The following is a 16,615-nucleotide window of genomic DNA, read 5'->3' as shown; positions in this document are numbered from 1 at the left end:
CAAGCGCTTCATATCAGCTCGTGACAACTATTTAAATATATCATGCTTATCAACATAAGTCAACAACTTTTTTCAATTAATTTTTTAATTTCAAATTGTCGTTTTGCTTACCTCTCAAGCAACGAGATTAATATTACAGAATAAATCGCCATTCGTCAAGTACAAAAAAGAGATAAGTTTATAACTTATCTCTTCAAAGGACTATTAACCTAAACTATTTTAATTCTGGGGCATCCGTACTATATAGATTCATCGTTGATTTGCCGCCGTTTTCAGCCTCTATACTAGTTGGTTCACTCTTCTGAGACTTTCTCAAATTATCTAAAGCAGTCGTGTATTTATACGTAAAATCTTTTGAATCAACTGGTTTAAATCCTTTTGGTGTATAGAAACGAAGTAAATCTCCATAAATTACCCGATCAGATAATGATAATTCTGTCGTGATATGGTTTTGGATGCTATTAATCTCTTTTTGTTGTTTAGCAGTCGGAGTAATCTTTTCACCTGTCTTAGTGAGATAGACCGCCCCCCCTACCTTCGTATACTTAGGAGTGACAAAATCACCATTTCTAAACGCTACTCGTTGATCATGTTGTTTAGATAGTAAATCAGTCCCAAACTGAATAGTATTATTGTTCTTATCTCCTAGTAAATGAAGCAAAGTTGGCAAGACATCAATTTCGCCACCGTAGGTATGATTAATTCCACCTTTAAGTCCCTTGGAATAGATCATAAAAGGAACTTTTTGGAACTGAGCCAAATCATAGCTAGTAATCGTCTTTTTATGCAATAACTGTGCAATGGCTGGACGGTGGTTATTAGAAATTCCGTAATGATCACCATACAAAACGATCATACTATTATCCATTAAGCCCGTTTTCTTCAAGTACTGCATAAATTCAGCAAAGGCTTCATCCAAGTAGTGAGCAGTCTGTACATATGGATCTACAGTCTTATCACCAGTCTTAGTAGCTGGAAAATCAATATTTTGCTTATCCAATTCATATGGATAGTGGTTAGTTAATGTAATTAACTTAGCGTAAAACGGTTGTGGTAATTGTTGCAAGTAGTTAGCAGAGTCCTTAAAGAAGATCTTATCCTTTAGACCGTAGCCAACACTATAAGATGGCTTAGTTTTATAGTACTCAGAACTAAAGAAGTACTCATAACCCCAAGACTTATAGGTACTATCCCGATTCCAAAAACTAGGTACATCCCCATGGAATGCGGCTGTAGTGTAACCCTTCTGATCTAAGATCGCTGGTGCCGCTTGAAAAGTGTTTTGACTACCATAAGTGGTCATAGCTGATCCCTGTGGCAAACCGTAAAGAGAATTTTCTAGCATCATTTCTGCATCAGAAGTCTTCCCTTGAGCTACTTGGTTATAGAAGTTATCAAAGCCAATGGTGTTCTTATTATGATAAAACTTATTTAACGTTGGTGTAACTTCCTTACCATTCACCTTATAATCAATTAAAAATTGTTGGAAACTTTCCAGATGAATAATAAAAACGTTTTTCCCTTTAGCCTTACCAAAGTAATTAATATTAGAAGCTGCTCGATTATTCTTTAGATACTTCAAAATACTATTCATATCACTAGCCTTAGCCTGAGAACGAGTTGCAGACTCTTTTTGAGTTTGGTACGCACTAAAGGCCGCATACTCATTTAAGCCCAAATATTTAACAATATAGTTGTTATCAAACGTTCTAGTTAACAGTCCTGATCGATCAGTACTGGCTAGAGCGTATTCTCCACCCATTAATGCAAACGAAGCCAAAGAAACCGCAAAGGCCTTCCACTTCTTAAATGGTCGGTGATCTACCTTAATCACCTTAGCAATTAACAAGCCGATGAGCACCACTATGTCTACATACACAAAGAAATCACTAGCATGCAGAATTTCCATCAAACTTTTACCAAGATTATTTTGAACATTACCACTCCCCTTAATGATTCCCATTGATAGGAAGTCCGAAAATTCCCGGTAATAAACAATATTGGCAAAAATCCACGTACTTTCAATAAAATCAACAATCATCAATAACCAGTACTTCAATTTCCCATTAAAATACAAAGCAATGCCAAACGTTAACAGAGCAGCCGGAATTGCGTTAATTGCCAGAATAAACTCCTGAAGGGCCCCCTTTGTCCCAAGGGTAAACTTAGTCTGGTATGCTATATAAGTTTTTAAACAAAATAAGAACACCACTAAAAGGTAAAAACCCCAAGTGGTATTAAAAATACTTCTAAAGTTTTTCTTCTTTTCAGACATTCCGGTTCCTCCAAAAACCATTTAAATCCCCCGACCACTATTGATCGGGATCATCAACCTTATCAGGTTTAATTACTAAAGCAACCGCCCCCGCAATCAAACCAAAATAATACGTAATCAAACGCCATAATAGCATTGCTAGCACCATTTTACTGCTACTAGTAATGTAGCTGTGAAACAAGGATTCAAAACTAAATTCTGCGCCCCCTGAGCCACCAGGAATTGGAAACAAAGAAATAATCATAACGATCATCACGTGTAGACTAACAATCATAACTACATTGGCGTTTGTATACCCCAATGATAGCATTATGAAATACGGAATTAGATAATAAAACAATAATTGACAAAAAGTTAATACAATTACTTTTAAAAGTAATTTCCATTGTCGTCCAATTCGAATACTTTCTAGATAAAGATTATCAATCTTTTCAGCCATGGTTCCTTGTAGATTAGCATACCGATCAGCAGAAACAAACCATTTAACTGGATACAGAACAATTTTGGCCGCTTTTTTGGTAAATTGAGGCTTAAACATTACCAATAACAATCCTACAATTACGGCAAAATGAATTAAAAAGCCAAACAGCACGAACCACGCTAAAAATTGCATTTTTTCAATTACATACTGAAAACCAATAATTAAGCTGAGGAAAAAATTGATTACAATCATCCCTTGATAAACAACGAATTTCATCAAGAGCGCGGAACTAGCCCGACCAGCATCAATCCCCGTTTGCATCATGACAAACAATTGCCCCGGTTGGCCTCCAGAAGAAAATGGTGTAATACCATTGAATAATTGTTCTACCAACGGCACTCGCAATGCATCTTTAAAAGTGAAACCCTTGATTCGATTAGAAATTAAAACCTTAGTAATAAAGGTTTCAAACAGTAAATACAAACAAATACATAAAAACGCAACTAATAGCCACCACCAATTAATGGTCTGCATATCTTTAACTAAGGCCGATAGCTTCACGTCTCTCATAGAATAACCAAAAATAGCAATTCCAATTAACAACATCACCGCAAATGTAATTTTATTTCTTCGAGACATAATGCTTATCCTTAGCTTGTTCGGTATAAAAATCGTACCAAGTTTGAGCTAAATGATCCTCTGAATAACGCTGAGCAGCTTTTTTAGACCGCTGTTGCAAGTCCAATAAGGCATCATGATCAATGATCAAGCGGTGAAGTTGATCATTCATATCACTTTCATTACTGGTAGGAACGTAGTAACCATCGATAATAGATTCATACAAGGTTAAGTTTCTTAACATTACGGGTGTATGAGTAGAAAATGCTTCTAACACCGACATTGGGAATAGTTCATTATATGAAGGCAAAAGGAATAAATCTGCCATATTATAGTAATCAACGATCTTTTCTCGCGGAACAATTCCCGGAAAACTTAAGTTAGCAGGCGGATTTTGAACCACTCGTTCTAGTTCTGCATAGCCCGCAGTCATCTTGCCAAATGAAAAACCACCCGTCCATACAAATTGCACGTCTGGATTTTCTTGAGCCAACTTAATAAAGTCCAAAACGCCTTTTCTAGTCTGAATTTGTCCACTTCCTAACACCATAAACGTATCGGAAGAATATCCGTATTGTTCACGCAGTGTCTGCTTTTGGTCACTATCAACCGGATAAAAAGCCTTAGGATCTACAAAATTTGGGATATAGGTAATTTTTTGCTCATCAATACCATAGGCTACTAACTTAGGAATAAATGTGGGATTCACCACTACAATATGATCCATCCGTTTGTAAAAGGCGATTACGTACTTATAGAACAGCCCCCTAAACGGCTGTGGAATTTTTAAACTTCCTTCTAAAGTTTCAGGTAAAAAGTGAACGTAACCGATCTTTTTGCCTCTACCAGGTAGGAAAGTAGACAAATAAAAACTCGGATTAATAGTGTGATAATGGGAAATATCAGCTCTATGACCATAATCATTAATGGTGATCTTAAATTGCCCCTTAAAATGACTTCGCAACATCTTAACTAGTTCAACATATGCACTCCCCACCCCCTGACCTTTAACCTTGTCAGCAGTGGAAAACATATTAATTTTTAACATCTAAAAACTCCGTTCTAATCTTCTGTAATATCTACCGGTTTCTTGGCTTCCGCTAATTCCTGATTGATTTGAAGTTCTCGATAAAAATCGGTTACTCGATTAGCAAAGGTCGTTGCTGAAATGGCATCAATTTTCTTTTGCAATACTTTTTTAACTTTGGGATCAGTAGCATCCACGGGTTCTTTTAAATAATGCACCGTATTAGAGATAAACTGATCTTTATCAGCATAGGTTTGCCCCAGTGAATCGGCATTAATTAAGTCATCCGTATACGGACTAGATTTGACTACTACGGGTACTCCTGCAGCCATTGCTTCTATATATGTTAACCCTTGTGATTCTGATTCTGAAGCTGAAACAAAGACGTCTGCTCCTTGGTAAAAAGCATTAACCTTGTCATTGCTAATTTCACCAGTAAAGATAACCTTTTGCTCCAGCTTTTTGTCAACTACTTGTTGTTTAAGATCATCAACTGCCGGACCATCTCCCACAATCATTAAAACGGCATTAGGTACTTGCTGTAAGATCGTTGAAAAAGCACTAATAACAGCGGTAATGTTTTTTTCGTAGGCCAACCGACTGACAGACAACATAATCGGCGTGTCAGCCTTCAAATTGTAGTTTTGACGAATATCTACATCACTTTTACCGGAAAATAATCCAATATCAATTCCAGTCGGAATAATACGAAATTCGCTTTTGACTCCATAATTAGTTAGGGTATCTAACACTCGGTTACTAGGAGCAATGACACCAGCCATATTGTGACAAAATGCCAAGGTGCCTTCTTTAACGTGAATCGGTTTTAATAATTTGCCGTTAGCCACGTAATGCAAGTAATCCTCATACATCGTGTGGTAAGTGTGTACACATGGAATATTTAAATTGCGCGCAACGAATTTGCCGATCATCCCCATCGAAAATTCAGTTTGCGTGTGCACAATGTCTAAATGAAGTTCTTTAGCAATTTCATAGGCTTGAAACAACCCCCGAAATGCGATTCTCCGGTCAGTAAAAGAAACAAACGGAATACTACTAAAGCGAAAGATATTTTCTTCCTTAGCATCCTTAGCTACGTGTGGATCGGTCGTTGTAAAAATATAGACTTGGTGTCCCTGACGGGTAAGCTCATTTCTAAGTGTTTTAATAGAAGTAGCTACCCCACTGACTTGGGGAAAATATGTATCTGTAAATAGTCCAATATTCAAAAAAAGCGCCCCTCTCGTCGTTTTTATTTGACTTCATGTTAACCAGTGTAATTATATTTGTTTGAAACATTGAATGCAAACACCTTAACCATAGCTTAAATATAAACTTCTTAACGGTTCAATTAATAGGCATTAATTTCTAAAATTAATTAAAAAAAGCGCACCAAAAGGACAATTACCTTTTAGTACGCTTGTAATTATTTTTAATTAGTTGATTTCTGATACAGTTTCTTCCACTTTTTGTTTAACGTCTTCGTTAGTTTCAGCTTCAGTAACTGCCCAATCTGCTAATGCCTTCATTTGGCTTGCGTCTAAACGTTTAATCAATGAACGGGTCTTCAAGATTGAAGTAGCACTCATTGAAAATTCATCTAATCCCATGCCCAATAAAATTGGCACCGCAATTTGGTCACCAGCCATTTCCCCACACATACATGCAATTTTGCCTTCTGCATGACATGCATCAACAACCCGTTTAACCAATCTTAAGATTGACGGATTATATGGTTGATACAAATAAGAAACGCGTTCGTTTCCTCGATCTGCAGCCATTGAATATTGAATTAAATCATTAGTTCCAATACTCATAAAGTCGACTTCTCGAGCAAACTTATCAGCTAAGACAGCGGAAGCAGGAATTTCAATCATGATACCTAATTTAATATCCCCTACTGGTTGCCCAGCATCCACTAATTTTTGCCGTTCTTCCAAATAAATTTGCTTAGCTTGTCTGAATTCATTCAAGGTAGCAATCATTGGGAACATGATCCATAATTGACCGAAATTAGAAGCTCTTAAGAGGGCTCTTAATTGAGTTCTAAAGATTTCGGTCCGGTCTAAACTAATTCGAATAGCCCGGTAGCCTAAGAAAGGATTCATCTCTTCTGGCAATGGTAAGTATGGTAGTTCTTTATCTCCACCAATATCCATGGTTCGAATAACCACGGGTTTACCTTCCATACCTTCAACTACTTCTTTATAAGCTTCAAATTGATCGTCTTCTGATGGTAATTCGTTAGAATCCATGTATAAGAATTCCGTACGATAAAGTCCCACTCCTTCAGCACCATTCTCCAAAACTCCAGGAAGGTCTTTAGGAGTTCCAATGTTGGCCGCTAAAATGGGGTGTTTACCATCTTTAGATGTAGTTTGTTCTGATTTCAACTTTTGCCATTCAGCCTTTTCAGCTAAATAAGCAGCTTGTTTCTGCTGGTATTGGGTAATTTGTTCAGCAGTAGGCTCAACAATCACATCACCAGTTAAACCATCAACAATCACATTTTGATCTTCGTTAATCAGTTCAGTTGCTCGTTCGGAACCAACCACGGCAGGAATTTCCAACGTTCTGGACATAATCGCAGAATGAGAAGTTCTCCCACCTAAGTCAGCTACGATTCCCTTAACAAACTGCCGATCAAATTGAGCAGTATCACTAGGGGTTAAATCGTGGGCAATAATAACAACCTCATGGTCAATCAGCGCTGGATCTGGTAACGCAACACCCAATAAATGGCTCATTACTCGTTTAGTAACATCAGCCACATCGGAAGCTCGTTGTTGCATATACTCATTATCATCCATTCCTTGGAAAATTTGAATATAACCATCGGTAATAGACTTCAAAGCAGCTTCAGCGTTTTCTTGCTTATCAGTTATTTCAGCGTTAATTTGTTTAATCATTTCTGGGTCGGACAGAATTGTAATATGTGCCTCGAAAACTTCCGCTTCATCTTCGCCTAAGTTGCTCTTAGCTTTTTCTTTGATAGTTTCCAATTCTGATTTCGACGCATCAAATGCATCATTAAGCCGTGAAATCTCTTTTTGAGGGTCAGAAATCGTCTGAGTATCAAAACTAAGATCGGGTTCGACTAATCGGAAAGCAGGCGCAATTGCTACTCCATCACTCGCAGCAATTCCCTTTAACTTCTCCATAATTAATCAGATAAACCTTCTTTTTGCATAGTTTCGCTAATTGCTTCAATAGCGTCTTTTTCATCATCACCATCAGCGGTAATAGTTACTTCGGCGTTTTGGCCAACACCAAGTGACATAACGCCCATAATAGACTTCAAGTTAACTGACTTGTCTTGGTATTGCAAAGTAATATCTGAGTTGAATTTACTTGCAGTTTGAACTAATAAAGTAGCTGGACGGGCGTGAATCCCTGTTTCGGCAATAATCTTAAAATCTTTCTTTTCCATTTGAATCATTCTCCTCTAAATTAAAATTAGTGAAAGAACGGCAACTATACAGTTGAAATCTTTCTTACAAACTTAAGAATATCAATTATTTGATGAAAATACAAGCATTTCATCAACCGCTTTCATAACTTTGAGTAAACTATTTGGGGCCATTTTCAAAATGATAAACAATTATTCCATTTGCTTGAGCTTCTCCCACAATCTTTTTGCGAGATTCAAAATTCATATAAACAGATTGAAATTCCATAAATTCGTCAGCAGTAATTTGTAATGTTGCCAATTCTCCACTAGCTAATTGACGTAAAAGCTCTGCATAATCTTTTTGCATTCTTTATTTTCTCCTATTTAAAATTTTTAATCAAATTACTTGATTCTAACCTAGCACGTTGTATAATATCTTCAAAGGTCAAAGAAGGTCAGTCTTTTTTCTTTGACTTTATTCCATTATAAGAGGAGGAAGACAGTTAATGCTATGCCAAAATTGCCACAAGAACGAGGCAACCATTCACCTATACACTAATGTTAATGGTGAAAAGCAAACTATCAATCTTTGTCAGCAATGCTATCAACTCCTAACAAATGCACAAGGAAATTTCCCAAATAACGGAGGTGCTAATAATATGGCTCAAGACCCATTTGGCTTTGGTAGCTTGGACGATTTATTCCGAGCTATGCAAAATGGAAATGGTCAGTCTGAATTTGCTTCTCAGACACCACCTACTCAACCTCAAGGCCCACGAAACGGTAACCGTGGTAACAACAACGGTAATCCTAATAATGGCCAATCCTTGCTTAGTCAGTACGGAATTAATATGACGCAACTGGCTAAGGACGGTAAAATTGATCCAGTCATTGGTCGAGATAAAGAAATTCAACGAGTAGTTGAAATTTTAAACCGGCGAACTAAAAACAATCCAGTATTAATTGGTGAAGCTGGGGTTGGTAAAACCGCAGTGGTTGAAGGCTTAGCTCAACAAATTGTAGCTGGTCAAGTTCCCCAAAAATTACAAAACAAACAAGTTATTCGGTTAGACGTGGTTTCCTTAGTTCAAGGAACTGGAATCCGGGGCCAATTCGAACAACGAATGCAACAATTAATTAAAGAAGTTCAAGAAAATCCAGACATCATTTTATTCATCGACGAAATTCATGAAATTGTTGGTGCTGGTAATGCTGAAGGCGGTATGGATGCTGGAAACGTATTAAAACCTGCTTTAGCTCGTGGCGAATTTCAATTAATCGGGGCTACTACTTTAAAAGAATACAGAGATATTGAAAAGGACTCCGCTCTTGCTCGGCGACTTCAACCAATTACCGTTGAAGAGCCTAGTGTCAAAGAATCCATCAAGATTCTAAAGGGCATTCAAAAACGTTACGAAGATTATCACCACGTTAAGTACACGGAAGGCGCTATTGATGCAGCGGTTAAATTATCTGATCGTTACATCCAAGAACGTTTCTTACCAGATAAAGCTATCGACTTACTTGACGAAGCTGGTTCTAAGAAGAACTTAACAATTAACGTAGTCGATCCTAAAGTAATCGATGAAAAAATTGCGGATGCTGAAAAACAAAAGCAAACGGCTTTGCAACAAGAAGATTACGAAAAAGCTGCCTACTACCGTGATCAAGTCACCAAATTGAATCAAAACAAACAAAATGGCAACGTTGATGCCGATAAAGAACCTAAAGTAACTGCCAAAGATATGGAAAAAATCATCGAAGAAAAGACAGATATTCCTGTCGGCGAGTTACAAGCCCAAGAACAACAACAACTAAAGAACTTGGCTACTAACTTAAAAGAAAATGTGATTGGTCAAGATCAAGCAGTTGATAAGGTAGCTCGAGCAATTAGAAGAAACCGAGTTGGTTTTAACGGAACCGGTCGTCCAATTGGTTCATTTCTTTTCGTTGGTCCTACTGGCGTTGGTAAAACCGAATTAGCCAAACAATTAGCTAGCGAACTCTTCGGTTCCAAAGATTCCATGATTAGATTTGATATGTCTGAATACATGGAGCCCCACTCAGTGGCTAAGTTAATCGGGTCCCCTCCTGGATACGTAGGTTATGATGAAGCTGGTCAATTAACTGAACAAGTTCGCCGTCATCCATATAGTTTGATTTTGTTAGATGAAGTAGAAAAAGCCCATCCAGACGTTTTACACATGTTCTTACAAATTTTAGATGATGGTCGTTTGACTGATAGTCAAGGACGGACCGTTTCCTTCAAGGATACGATTATTATCATGACTAGTAATGCTGGTTCTGGTGGTGATGTTGAAGCTAGTGTCGGGTTTGGTGCTGCCGCTGCCGGTAAGACCCACTCGGTATTAGACAAGTTAAACAAATACTTCAAGCCAGAATTACTCAACCGGTTTGATGACGTTGTTGAATTTGCCCCACTTACCCAACAAGACTTAGGTAAGATTGTTACCCTGATGATTAGCGATGTTAATGACATGCTTGCTAAACAGGGCTTAACCATTAAGGTGACCGATAAGGCCAAGGACAAATTGGTTGAATTAGGTTACAATCCTGCCATGGGTGCTCGCCCACTTCGTCGAGTAATTCAAGAAGAAATTGAAGATCGGATCGCTGATTACTACTTGGATCACGAAAGTGCGGTTAACTTATTAGCTGACGTAGATAAAGATGGTAAAATCTTTATCTCTGCAGTTGATTTGGAACCCAAAGTAACAACTGATAATTCAGATTCTGAAACTAATAAATAGAAACTATTTTTCAAAGAAGCTAATTGATGAATTTCAATTAACTTCTTTTTTATTTATAACTTAAAAAATGATAACTTAATCACTTGATAAGCTGTGCTACAATAATGGTATTAATTATTTAGCGAAGGACGGAATCAATATGAGCCTACTCTCATGGTTAAACAACCGTTTTAAACGCAAAACACCGACAACCAAATCAACATCTACTACTTCTACTCAAAATAATTCTGCTTCAAAAAAATCAGAAATATTTACTCAAGCCAAAACTAAAGTAGAGGCTACCCCTTCATTACCCAAATTGACTCCTCAACCCACTCAAAATCAATTAACGTTAAAAAATAGTACTATTACTTATTTTTTAGTGGATGAACATAACGAGTTAATTCAGGCCCCAGAAAGAATCGTGGGTACGGTAGGCCAACGGGTTCACTATCAAATTCCTACCATTAATGATTATTTGTTCACGGGAGTTGATGAGTTAATAACCACTTTTCCCGAACAAGACGCCACGGTAACCATTTCGTACCTAAAAACTCCTGGGGCTCCTGTTCAAATCTACCATTTAAACTACGATACCGGCCAAATTATGCATCCCATGCAGGTCTTAAACGGTAACCTTGGCCAATCGTACCAAACAATTCCTATAAACTTCCCAGATTATCGAGTTATCCAAAGTACCGGCTTAACTAAGGGTGTCTTTACTAACAAAACTAACCAAATCGTTTATTTTTACCGGCCTCAAAATTGGCATACCGTCCAACCGGTACATCAATTCATTAAATTAACGACTCCAACACCGGTATTTTCCGATATTAATGGTGAACAATTACCAGTAGCTTTACCAGCTCAAATCACCTTAAGGGTCTTTACGATTATTACTACCAACGATGATCAGAGCTGGTTAGACTTAGGCGGCGCAGAATGGATTAAAGCTTCCTCTCGTTATCAAAAAGTTAATCCACTAGTTACCCCGGAAATAACTTCTTCTAATTGGCAACGTGAGCAATTAGCTACTACTGCAACAGTTGATATTGCACCTAATACCACCGTTGCTAGCTACAATCGACCAAACGGCCAAGCAGTCAATAACTGGACTAATAACACTGCCATTGAGGTCACCTCTAAAGTCGTAGATGAGCAACAAGTAGTTTGGTACCAATTAAAAGATCAAAGTTATCTACCTGCTATTTTTGTTAATGTATCCGAGTAAGCAAAAAAGACTCACCAAATTGGTGAGCCTTTTTTATTATAAGTTTTTATCCATATTGTAAGTTAATTTAGATAAGGTCAAGCTTTGTTCGAACAAGGAATGAATTAATTGTTCAGTACTAATTCTTATTTCCTTAACGATAGCGTAGTTTTGTTCGGTTAAGAAATTAGTTAGTTCAGCGCCCTTTAGCCCCTTAGATTCCTCCAAGGCCTGGTTGACATGCGCCCGTAGTTTTTCTTTACTTGCAGTGAGATAGTCTATATCCACTTGGTGGAATTGTTGATAATGAGCCTCTACTAGTACAGACAATTTCCGGTACATCCAATAAGCACTAACGTCATCACAGTGAAGAGGAGTCTCTGAATAAGTAGGATCAGTATCCGTAGCATTAGCAAAGAATGGAACATAAGGACTGAAAGCTGGTACTCCTAAACATAGCCACATAATGGCAGCCTTGTCTTCAGGGACGTCATTTCTAATTTGAAGCACGTGAGAATTTTGGGTTCGATTCATTGAGATTGGTCGGAAGCGAGTCTTGCTTTCTTCATTACCGGAACTCAACGGATCAAATTCAGTTTCGTTGTAGTGAGAACCCAAAATATATTCAATATCTTCGACACTGATTTTCTTTTCAGTCCGACAAATAAATGGTAATTCTGAAGAAGTTGGTTCTTGCTTAATTTCAGGATTCAAATAGCTTTGGCCGAACCAAACTCGTGGAGTGTTGTAGAAACGGTCTTTTTCGTTACTAGTACCAAAAATATGCCGGAAATTCCAACCATGTTGATCAGTATTTAAATGGTTGTTTTCCACAAACTCTTGAATGCCTTCTGAATACATAAAGTTATCAGGATCATCAAAGTCAACTTGTTGAATGGCAACTTGGTTAGCTGTAATTGCGTATGCGTCATCTGGGATGCGTTGAGCTACCCAGTGGTGACCAGTAACAATTTCCATGTACCAAACTTCGTCTTTATCGTTAAATAAGACCCCGTTACCTTCTGGAGAACCGTATTCTTTAATCAAATTCCCTAGATAACGTACTCCATCCCTAGCAGAATTAATAAATGGCAGCACCATTGAAGGTAAAGAATCTTCAGCTAACCCATTAGCCACTAGTGGATCACATGAAAGGGCCCGTTCGTTACCGTAAACACTTTCGGTAGCGCTCATTCCCACGTTTTTTTCGTTAAAGCCACTTTCAGCGTAAACCCCTTTTTCGTCAACTTCAACGTTAGGAACGGCTTGGTAGCGGTAACCATTTTCTGGCATAGGGGCTGTAAATCCATTTTGCTTTGAAACCCACGTTTCGTGTCGGTCACTTACAGCTGGATGCATGTAAAACCGTTGAGGAGTCAATGGCAAGAAAGTATCATCATTTCTGGCAATCATAGTAGAACCATCAATTGAAGCCTTCTTACCAACTAAAACACTCGTACAAGCAGATAAATATTTTTGAGTCATTTAACAGCCACTTCCTTTAGTCATTTTTTAAAGTATAGTCATCTTTGCCCTATTTAGCAATTAGAGTTTTGCGGTTAACTTAACATCTGGGTACTTATCTTCAAACCAGCGAAGAGCAAATTGGTTTTCAAATAAGAAGAGTGGATCACCGTTACGGTCCTTAACCAACAAGTTTCGTGATGAAGACATTCGTTCATCAAGTTGTTCTGGATCAATCCAACGCGCCGTCTTTTTGCCCATTGGTTCCATGGTAATTTCAGAATTATATTCATTTTGCATCCGGAATTGGAAAACTTCAAATTGTAGTTGCCCAACGGCCCCTAAAATATAGTCGTTAGTGGAATAAGACGTATAAAGTTGCACGGCCCCTTCTTGGACTAGTTGCTGAATTCCTTTATGGAAGGATTTTTGCTTCATTACGTTCTTAGCTGCCACCCGGACAAATAATTCTGGAGTAAATTGTGGTAACTTTTCAAAATTAATCTTAGGCTTACCAGTGAAAATAGTATCCCCAATTTGGAAGTTTCCGGTATCGTATAACCCAATAATATCTCCAGCAACCGCTGTTTGAACATTTTCTCTAGTATTGGCCATAAATTCGGTCACGTTGGATAAGCGGATTTTTTTGTCAGTTCTAGCCAAATTAACGTCCATGCCTTTTTCAAATTCACCAGAACAAATTCGCACAAACGCAATTCGATCCCGGTGATTGGGGTTCATGTTAGCTTGAATTTTAAAGACAAAGCCAGAAAATTGTTCTGCAGTCGGTGCTACTACAGTATCCTCTTGGGTTTTATGCTCTCCAGGAGCTGGCGCAAATTTCAAATAAGCATCGAAGAAAGTTTTGACCCCAAAATTAACTAAGGCTGAGCCAAAGAAGACTGGAGTTTGATCTCCCTTAGCAATTTTTTCTTGGTCAAAATCATTACCGGCCATTTCTAATAATTCAACGCTATCGCGAGTTTCCTTAAATTGGGGATCTTCTGCCAATTCTGAATCATTAATAGGGTTGTCATCATCGTCTAACTCTACCAAAGTACTATCATCAGCATGATTGTACTTTTCAACTCGATGATTAAACCGGTCATAAATTCCAGTTAAAGTTTTCCCCATACCAATTGGCCAGTTCATTGGGTAAGCTTCGATACCCAATACTTCTTCTAGTTGATCGATCAAGTCCATAGGGTCGCGACCATCCCGATCCAACTTGTTCATAAAAGTAAAGATCGGAATTCCCCGCATTTTACAAATTTGGAACAGTTTCTTAGTTTGGGGTTCAATCCCCTTAGCAGAATCAATCACCATGACGGCAGAATCTACCGCCATCAAGGTTCTATAAGTATCTTCTGAGAAATCCTCATGTCCAGGAGTATCCAAGATATTAATGCGTTTGCCAGCGTAATCAAATTGCATTACAGAACTAGTAACGGAAATCCCCCGCTTTTGTTCGATTTCCATCCAATCAGATTTAGCAAAGTTACCGGTTTTACGAGCTTTAACCGTTCCGGCTTCTCGCACTACCCCACCGAATAATAGTAATTGTTCAGTAATCGTTGTTTTCCCCGCATCGGGATGTGAAATAATCGCAAACGTTCTTCTAGTTTCCACTTCGTCTGCTAGTTTTTGAGTATCCATATCATTTTCCTTTCAGCCATTAAATCAATCACTTAATTTTAGCACATCTCTAACAGCCACCCTAATTTTTGCCAATAAAAAACGATCAGTTTTCCGACCTAAATCGTTAACTGACCGCCGATTATTTTTATTAAGCTTCCCAATCTTTAGCTTTAGAAAGGCCTAAGTCTTGCTTGATCTTAGTCGTAGAAATACCTTCAGTCCGTGGTAAGTAAACCACTTCACAGTAATCTTCTAAGAAATCAAACTTGCCTTTCCAGTCATCGCCCATTACAAAGACATCAATGTTGTTTTCTTGGACATCTTTAATTTTTTGGTCCCAACCTTTTTCTGGAATCACTTCATCAACATACTTGATGGCTTCCAAAATGTATTTACGATCTTCGTAAGGGGTGTAAGCTTTCTTGCCTTTTTCTGCGTTAAATTCATCAGATGATAAGCAAACAGTTAAGCTATCGCCTAGTTCACGTGCCCGCTTCAATAACCGAATGTGACCTTTATGAATCAAATCAAATGTTCCGTAAGTAATTACTTTTTTCATAATCTCTCCCGCTTTATTGTTAATTTAATGGTGGTGCTTATTAAAATTGCCAAATCCAATTTAAATCATAGCAATCTCAAAAACGTTAGTCAACAAGCCCCAACTAGATTAAGATGTTTCTTTAGGATTTAGATGGAAAATATTATATAGGTAGCTAACCACTACTTTGACCACTGCATATAATGGAATAGCCAAAATCATCCCGGCGATCCCGGCAATGTTTCCCGCTGCCAATAAGATAATAATAATGGTCAAAGGATGAATTTGCAAAGACTTCCCGATTACGTTTGGATAAACAAAGTTACCATCAATTTGTTGAACTATCAAGACAACAATAATATTGTAAACTACCGACATCCAGCTACCAGATGAAAGTGAAATTGCTAAGGCCGGAAATATTCCGATATAAGGTCCTAGGTACGGAATAATATTACAGATTCCAGCAATCACTCCTAGTAATAATGCGTAATCTAAACCAATAATAAAGTAACCAATTGCAGTAAACGTCCCAACAAAAAGACATTCAATCATTTGCCCACCAATATATTTTGATAATGTATCACTCATCTTTTCTAAGAGTTCCATGATTTGATCCCGACCTTTTGCCGGTAAAAACCTCTTAATGTTAGGAGCTAGTTTATAGCCGTCTTTTAGCATATAAAACAGAACAACCGGCGTAGTAATGGCTACAATTACCACATTAGTAGCAGTAGACACAATACTGCCTACCCCACTAGTTACCCCCTTCAAAATACTATTGGCATAACTAGTAATGTTTTTTTCAATTTTATCAGTAATACTAGTTAAATCTAATTCCTTCACAAATTGTTGATCGTTAAGTTGATTTAACCAATGCTGAACTGTATTTTGAGTTGATGTAGCCGCATCTGGAACGTGATTTAATAAAGTAGTTACCTGTTCAGACAACTTAGGCAAAAAAGCTACCGCCGCAAAAACAATTACTCCCACTAATAAAATAAAAACTAATGAAACTGCCCACGTTCTAGAAATGTGTTTTTTAGGTCCTAACTTGATTTTCATAATCAAGTTAACAATCGGGTTTAACATATAAAATAAAAATCCCGCTAAAATAATCGGCACAAAAATCGTCGAAATAAAAATAGCAATGGGTGAAAATAAGAAACTAATTTTCGTACATACTGCAATGATCCCCACCACGATTAATATCTCTAACGACCAAAACATAAGAGAAGATTTTTTTAATCGCTCTATCATTGACACCCTCCATTTCCACACAATTA

13 protein-coding genes are annotated in these 16,615 nt (G+C 37.6%); 2 read left to right on the top strand and 11 right to left on the bottom strand.

The features are described 5' to 3' along the window. Nucleotides 1-214: 214 nt before the first annotated feature. From OXT66_RS04025 to OXT66_RS03995, 7 genes are all read right to left on the bottom strand, one after another. Nucleotides 215-2,275 (bottom strand): LTA synthase family protein, encoded by a 2,061-nt coding sequence (locus tag OXT66_RS04025; RefSeq protein ID WP_268595889.1) that lies wholly within the window; start codon nt 2,273-2,275, stop codon nt 215-217. Nucleotides 2,276-2,312: 37 nt separating this feature from the next. Continuing rightward, nucleotides 2,313-3,335 carry a lysylphosphatidylglycerol synthase transmembrane domain-containing protein gene (locus OXT66_RS04020; protein WP_268595887.1) on the bottom strand — a complete coding sequence of 341 codons (1,023 nt, stop codon included), beginning with the start codon at nt 3,333-3,335 and terminating at the stop codon, nt 2,313-2,315. Continuing rightward, nucleotides 3,319-4,362 (bottom strand): glycosyltransferase family 4 protein, encoded by a 1,044-nt coding sequence (locus tag OXT66_RS04015; RefSeq protein WP_268595885.1) that lies wholly within the window; start codon nt 4,360-4,362, stop codon nt 3,319-3,321. The genes OXT66_RS04020 and OXT66_RS04015 overlap by 17 nt, the downstream gene beginning before the upstream one ends. 14 nt (nt 4,363-4,376) lie before the next feature. Further along, nucleotides 4,377-5,570, bottom strand: a complete 1,194-nt coding sequence (locus tag OXT66_RS04010) for a glycosyltransferase family 4 protein (RefSeq protein WP_268595883.1) — start codon at nt 5,568-5,570, stop codon at nt 4,377-4,379. A gap of 207 nt (nt 5,571-5,777) precedes the next feature. Further along, nucleotides 5,778-7,505 (bottom strand): phosphoenolpyruvate--protein phosphotransferase, encoded by a 1,728-nt coding sequence (ptsP, locus tag OXT66_RS04005; protein WP_268595928.1) that lies wholly within the window; start codon nt 7,503-7,505, stop codon nt 5,778-5,780. Then, nucleotides 7,505-7,771, bottom strand: a complete 267-nt coding sequence (locus tag OXT66_RS04000; protein ID WP_054671532.1) for a phosphocarrier protein HPr — start codon at nt 7,769-7,771, stop codon at nt 7,505-7,507. Before OXT66_RS04000 ends, ptsP begins: the two co-directional genes overlap by 1 nt. Nucleotides 7,772-7,910: 139 nt before the next feature. Beyond that, nucleotides 7,911-8,099, bottom strand: a complete 189-nt coding sequence (locus OXT66_RS03995) for a hypothetical protein (protein WP_268595881.1) — start codon at nt 8,097-8,099, stop codon at nt 7,911-7,913. A 139-nt stretch (nt 8,100-8,238) separates the two neighbouring features. On the opposite strand from OXT66_RS03995, the gene OXT66_RS03990 reads away from it, so the two are divergent. After that, nucleotides 8,239-10,503: an ATP-dependent Clp protease ATP-binding subunit gene (locus tag OXT66_RS03990; protein ID WP_268595879.1), complete on the top strand. Its 2,265-nt coding sequence runs from the start codon at nt 8,239-8,241 to the stop codon at nt 10,501-10,503. A gap of 139 nt (nt 10,504-10,642) precedes the next feature. Next, nucleotides 10,643-11,713 carry a MucBP domain-containing protein gene (locus tag OXT66_RS03985; protein ID WP_268595877.1) on the top strand — a complete coding sequence of 357 codons (1,071 nt, stop codon included), beginning with the start codon at nt 10,643-10,645 and terminating at the stop codon, nt 11,711-11,713. A gap of 36 nt (nt 11,714-11,749) precedes the next feature. On the opposite strand, the gene OXT66_RS03980 is transcribed toward OXT66_RS03985, so the two are convergent. The 4 genes from OXT66_RS03980 to OXT66_RS03965 all read right to left on the bottom strand — a co-directional run bounded on the left by OXT66_RS03980 (nt 11,750) and on the right by OXT66_RS03965 (nt 16,589). Next, entirely contained in the window at nt 11,750-13,177 is a 1,428-nt protein-coding gene (locus OXT66_RS03980) for a C69 family dipeptidase (RefSeq protein ID WP_268595875.1), read from the bottom strand. A 60-nt stretch (nt 13,178-13,237) separates the two neighbouring features. Further along, the gene (locus tag OXT66_RS03975) at nt 13,238-14,812 is read right to left on the bottom strand and encodes a peptide chain release factor 3 (RefSeq protein ID WP_268595873.1); all 1,575 of its coding nucleotides are present in this window, start codon (nt 14,810-14,812) and stop codon (nt 13,238-13,240) included. A gap of 130 nt (nt 14,813-14,942) precedes the next feature. Further along, nucleotides 14,943-15,353, bottom strand: a complete 411-nt coding sequence (gene tagD / locus OXT66_RS03970; protein ID WP_056978474.1) for a glycerol-3-phosphate cytidylyltransferase — start codon at nt 15,351-15,353, stop codon at nt 14,943-14,945. A gap of 108 nt (nt 15,354-15,461) precedes the next feature. Then, complete coding sequence (locus tag OXT66_RS03965) at nt 15,462-16,589, bottom strand: AI-2E family transporter (protein WP_268595870.1); 1,128 nt, start codon at nt 16,587-16,589, stop codon at nt 15,462-15,464. Between the last annotated feature and the right edge of the window lie 26 nt (nt 16,590-16,615).

Source organism: Lentilactobacillus senioris (assembly GCF_026798195.1).
GTDB lineage: Bacteria > Bacillota > Bacilli > Lactobacillales > Lactobacillaceae > Lentilactobacillus > Lentilactobacillus senioris_A.
This window is presented reverse-complemented; position numbering and strand designations above follow the sequence as displayed.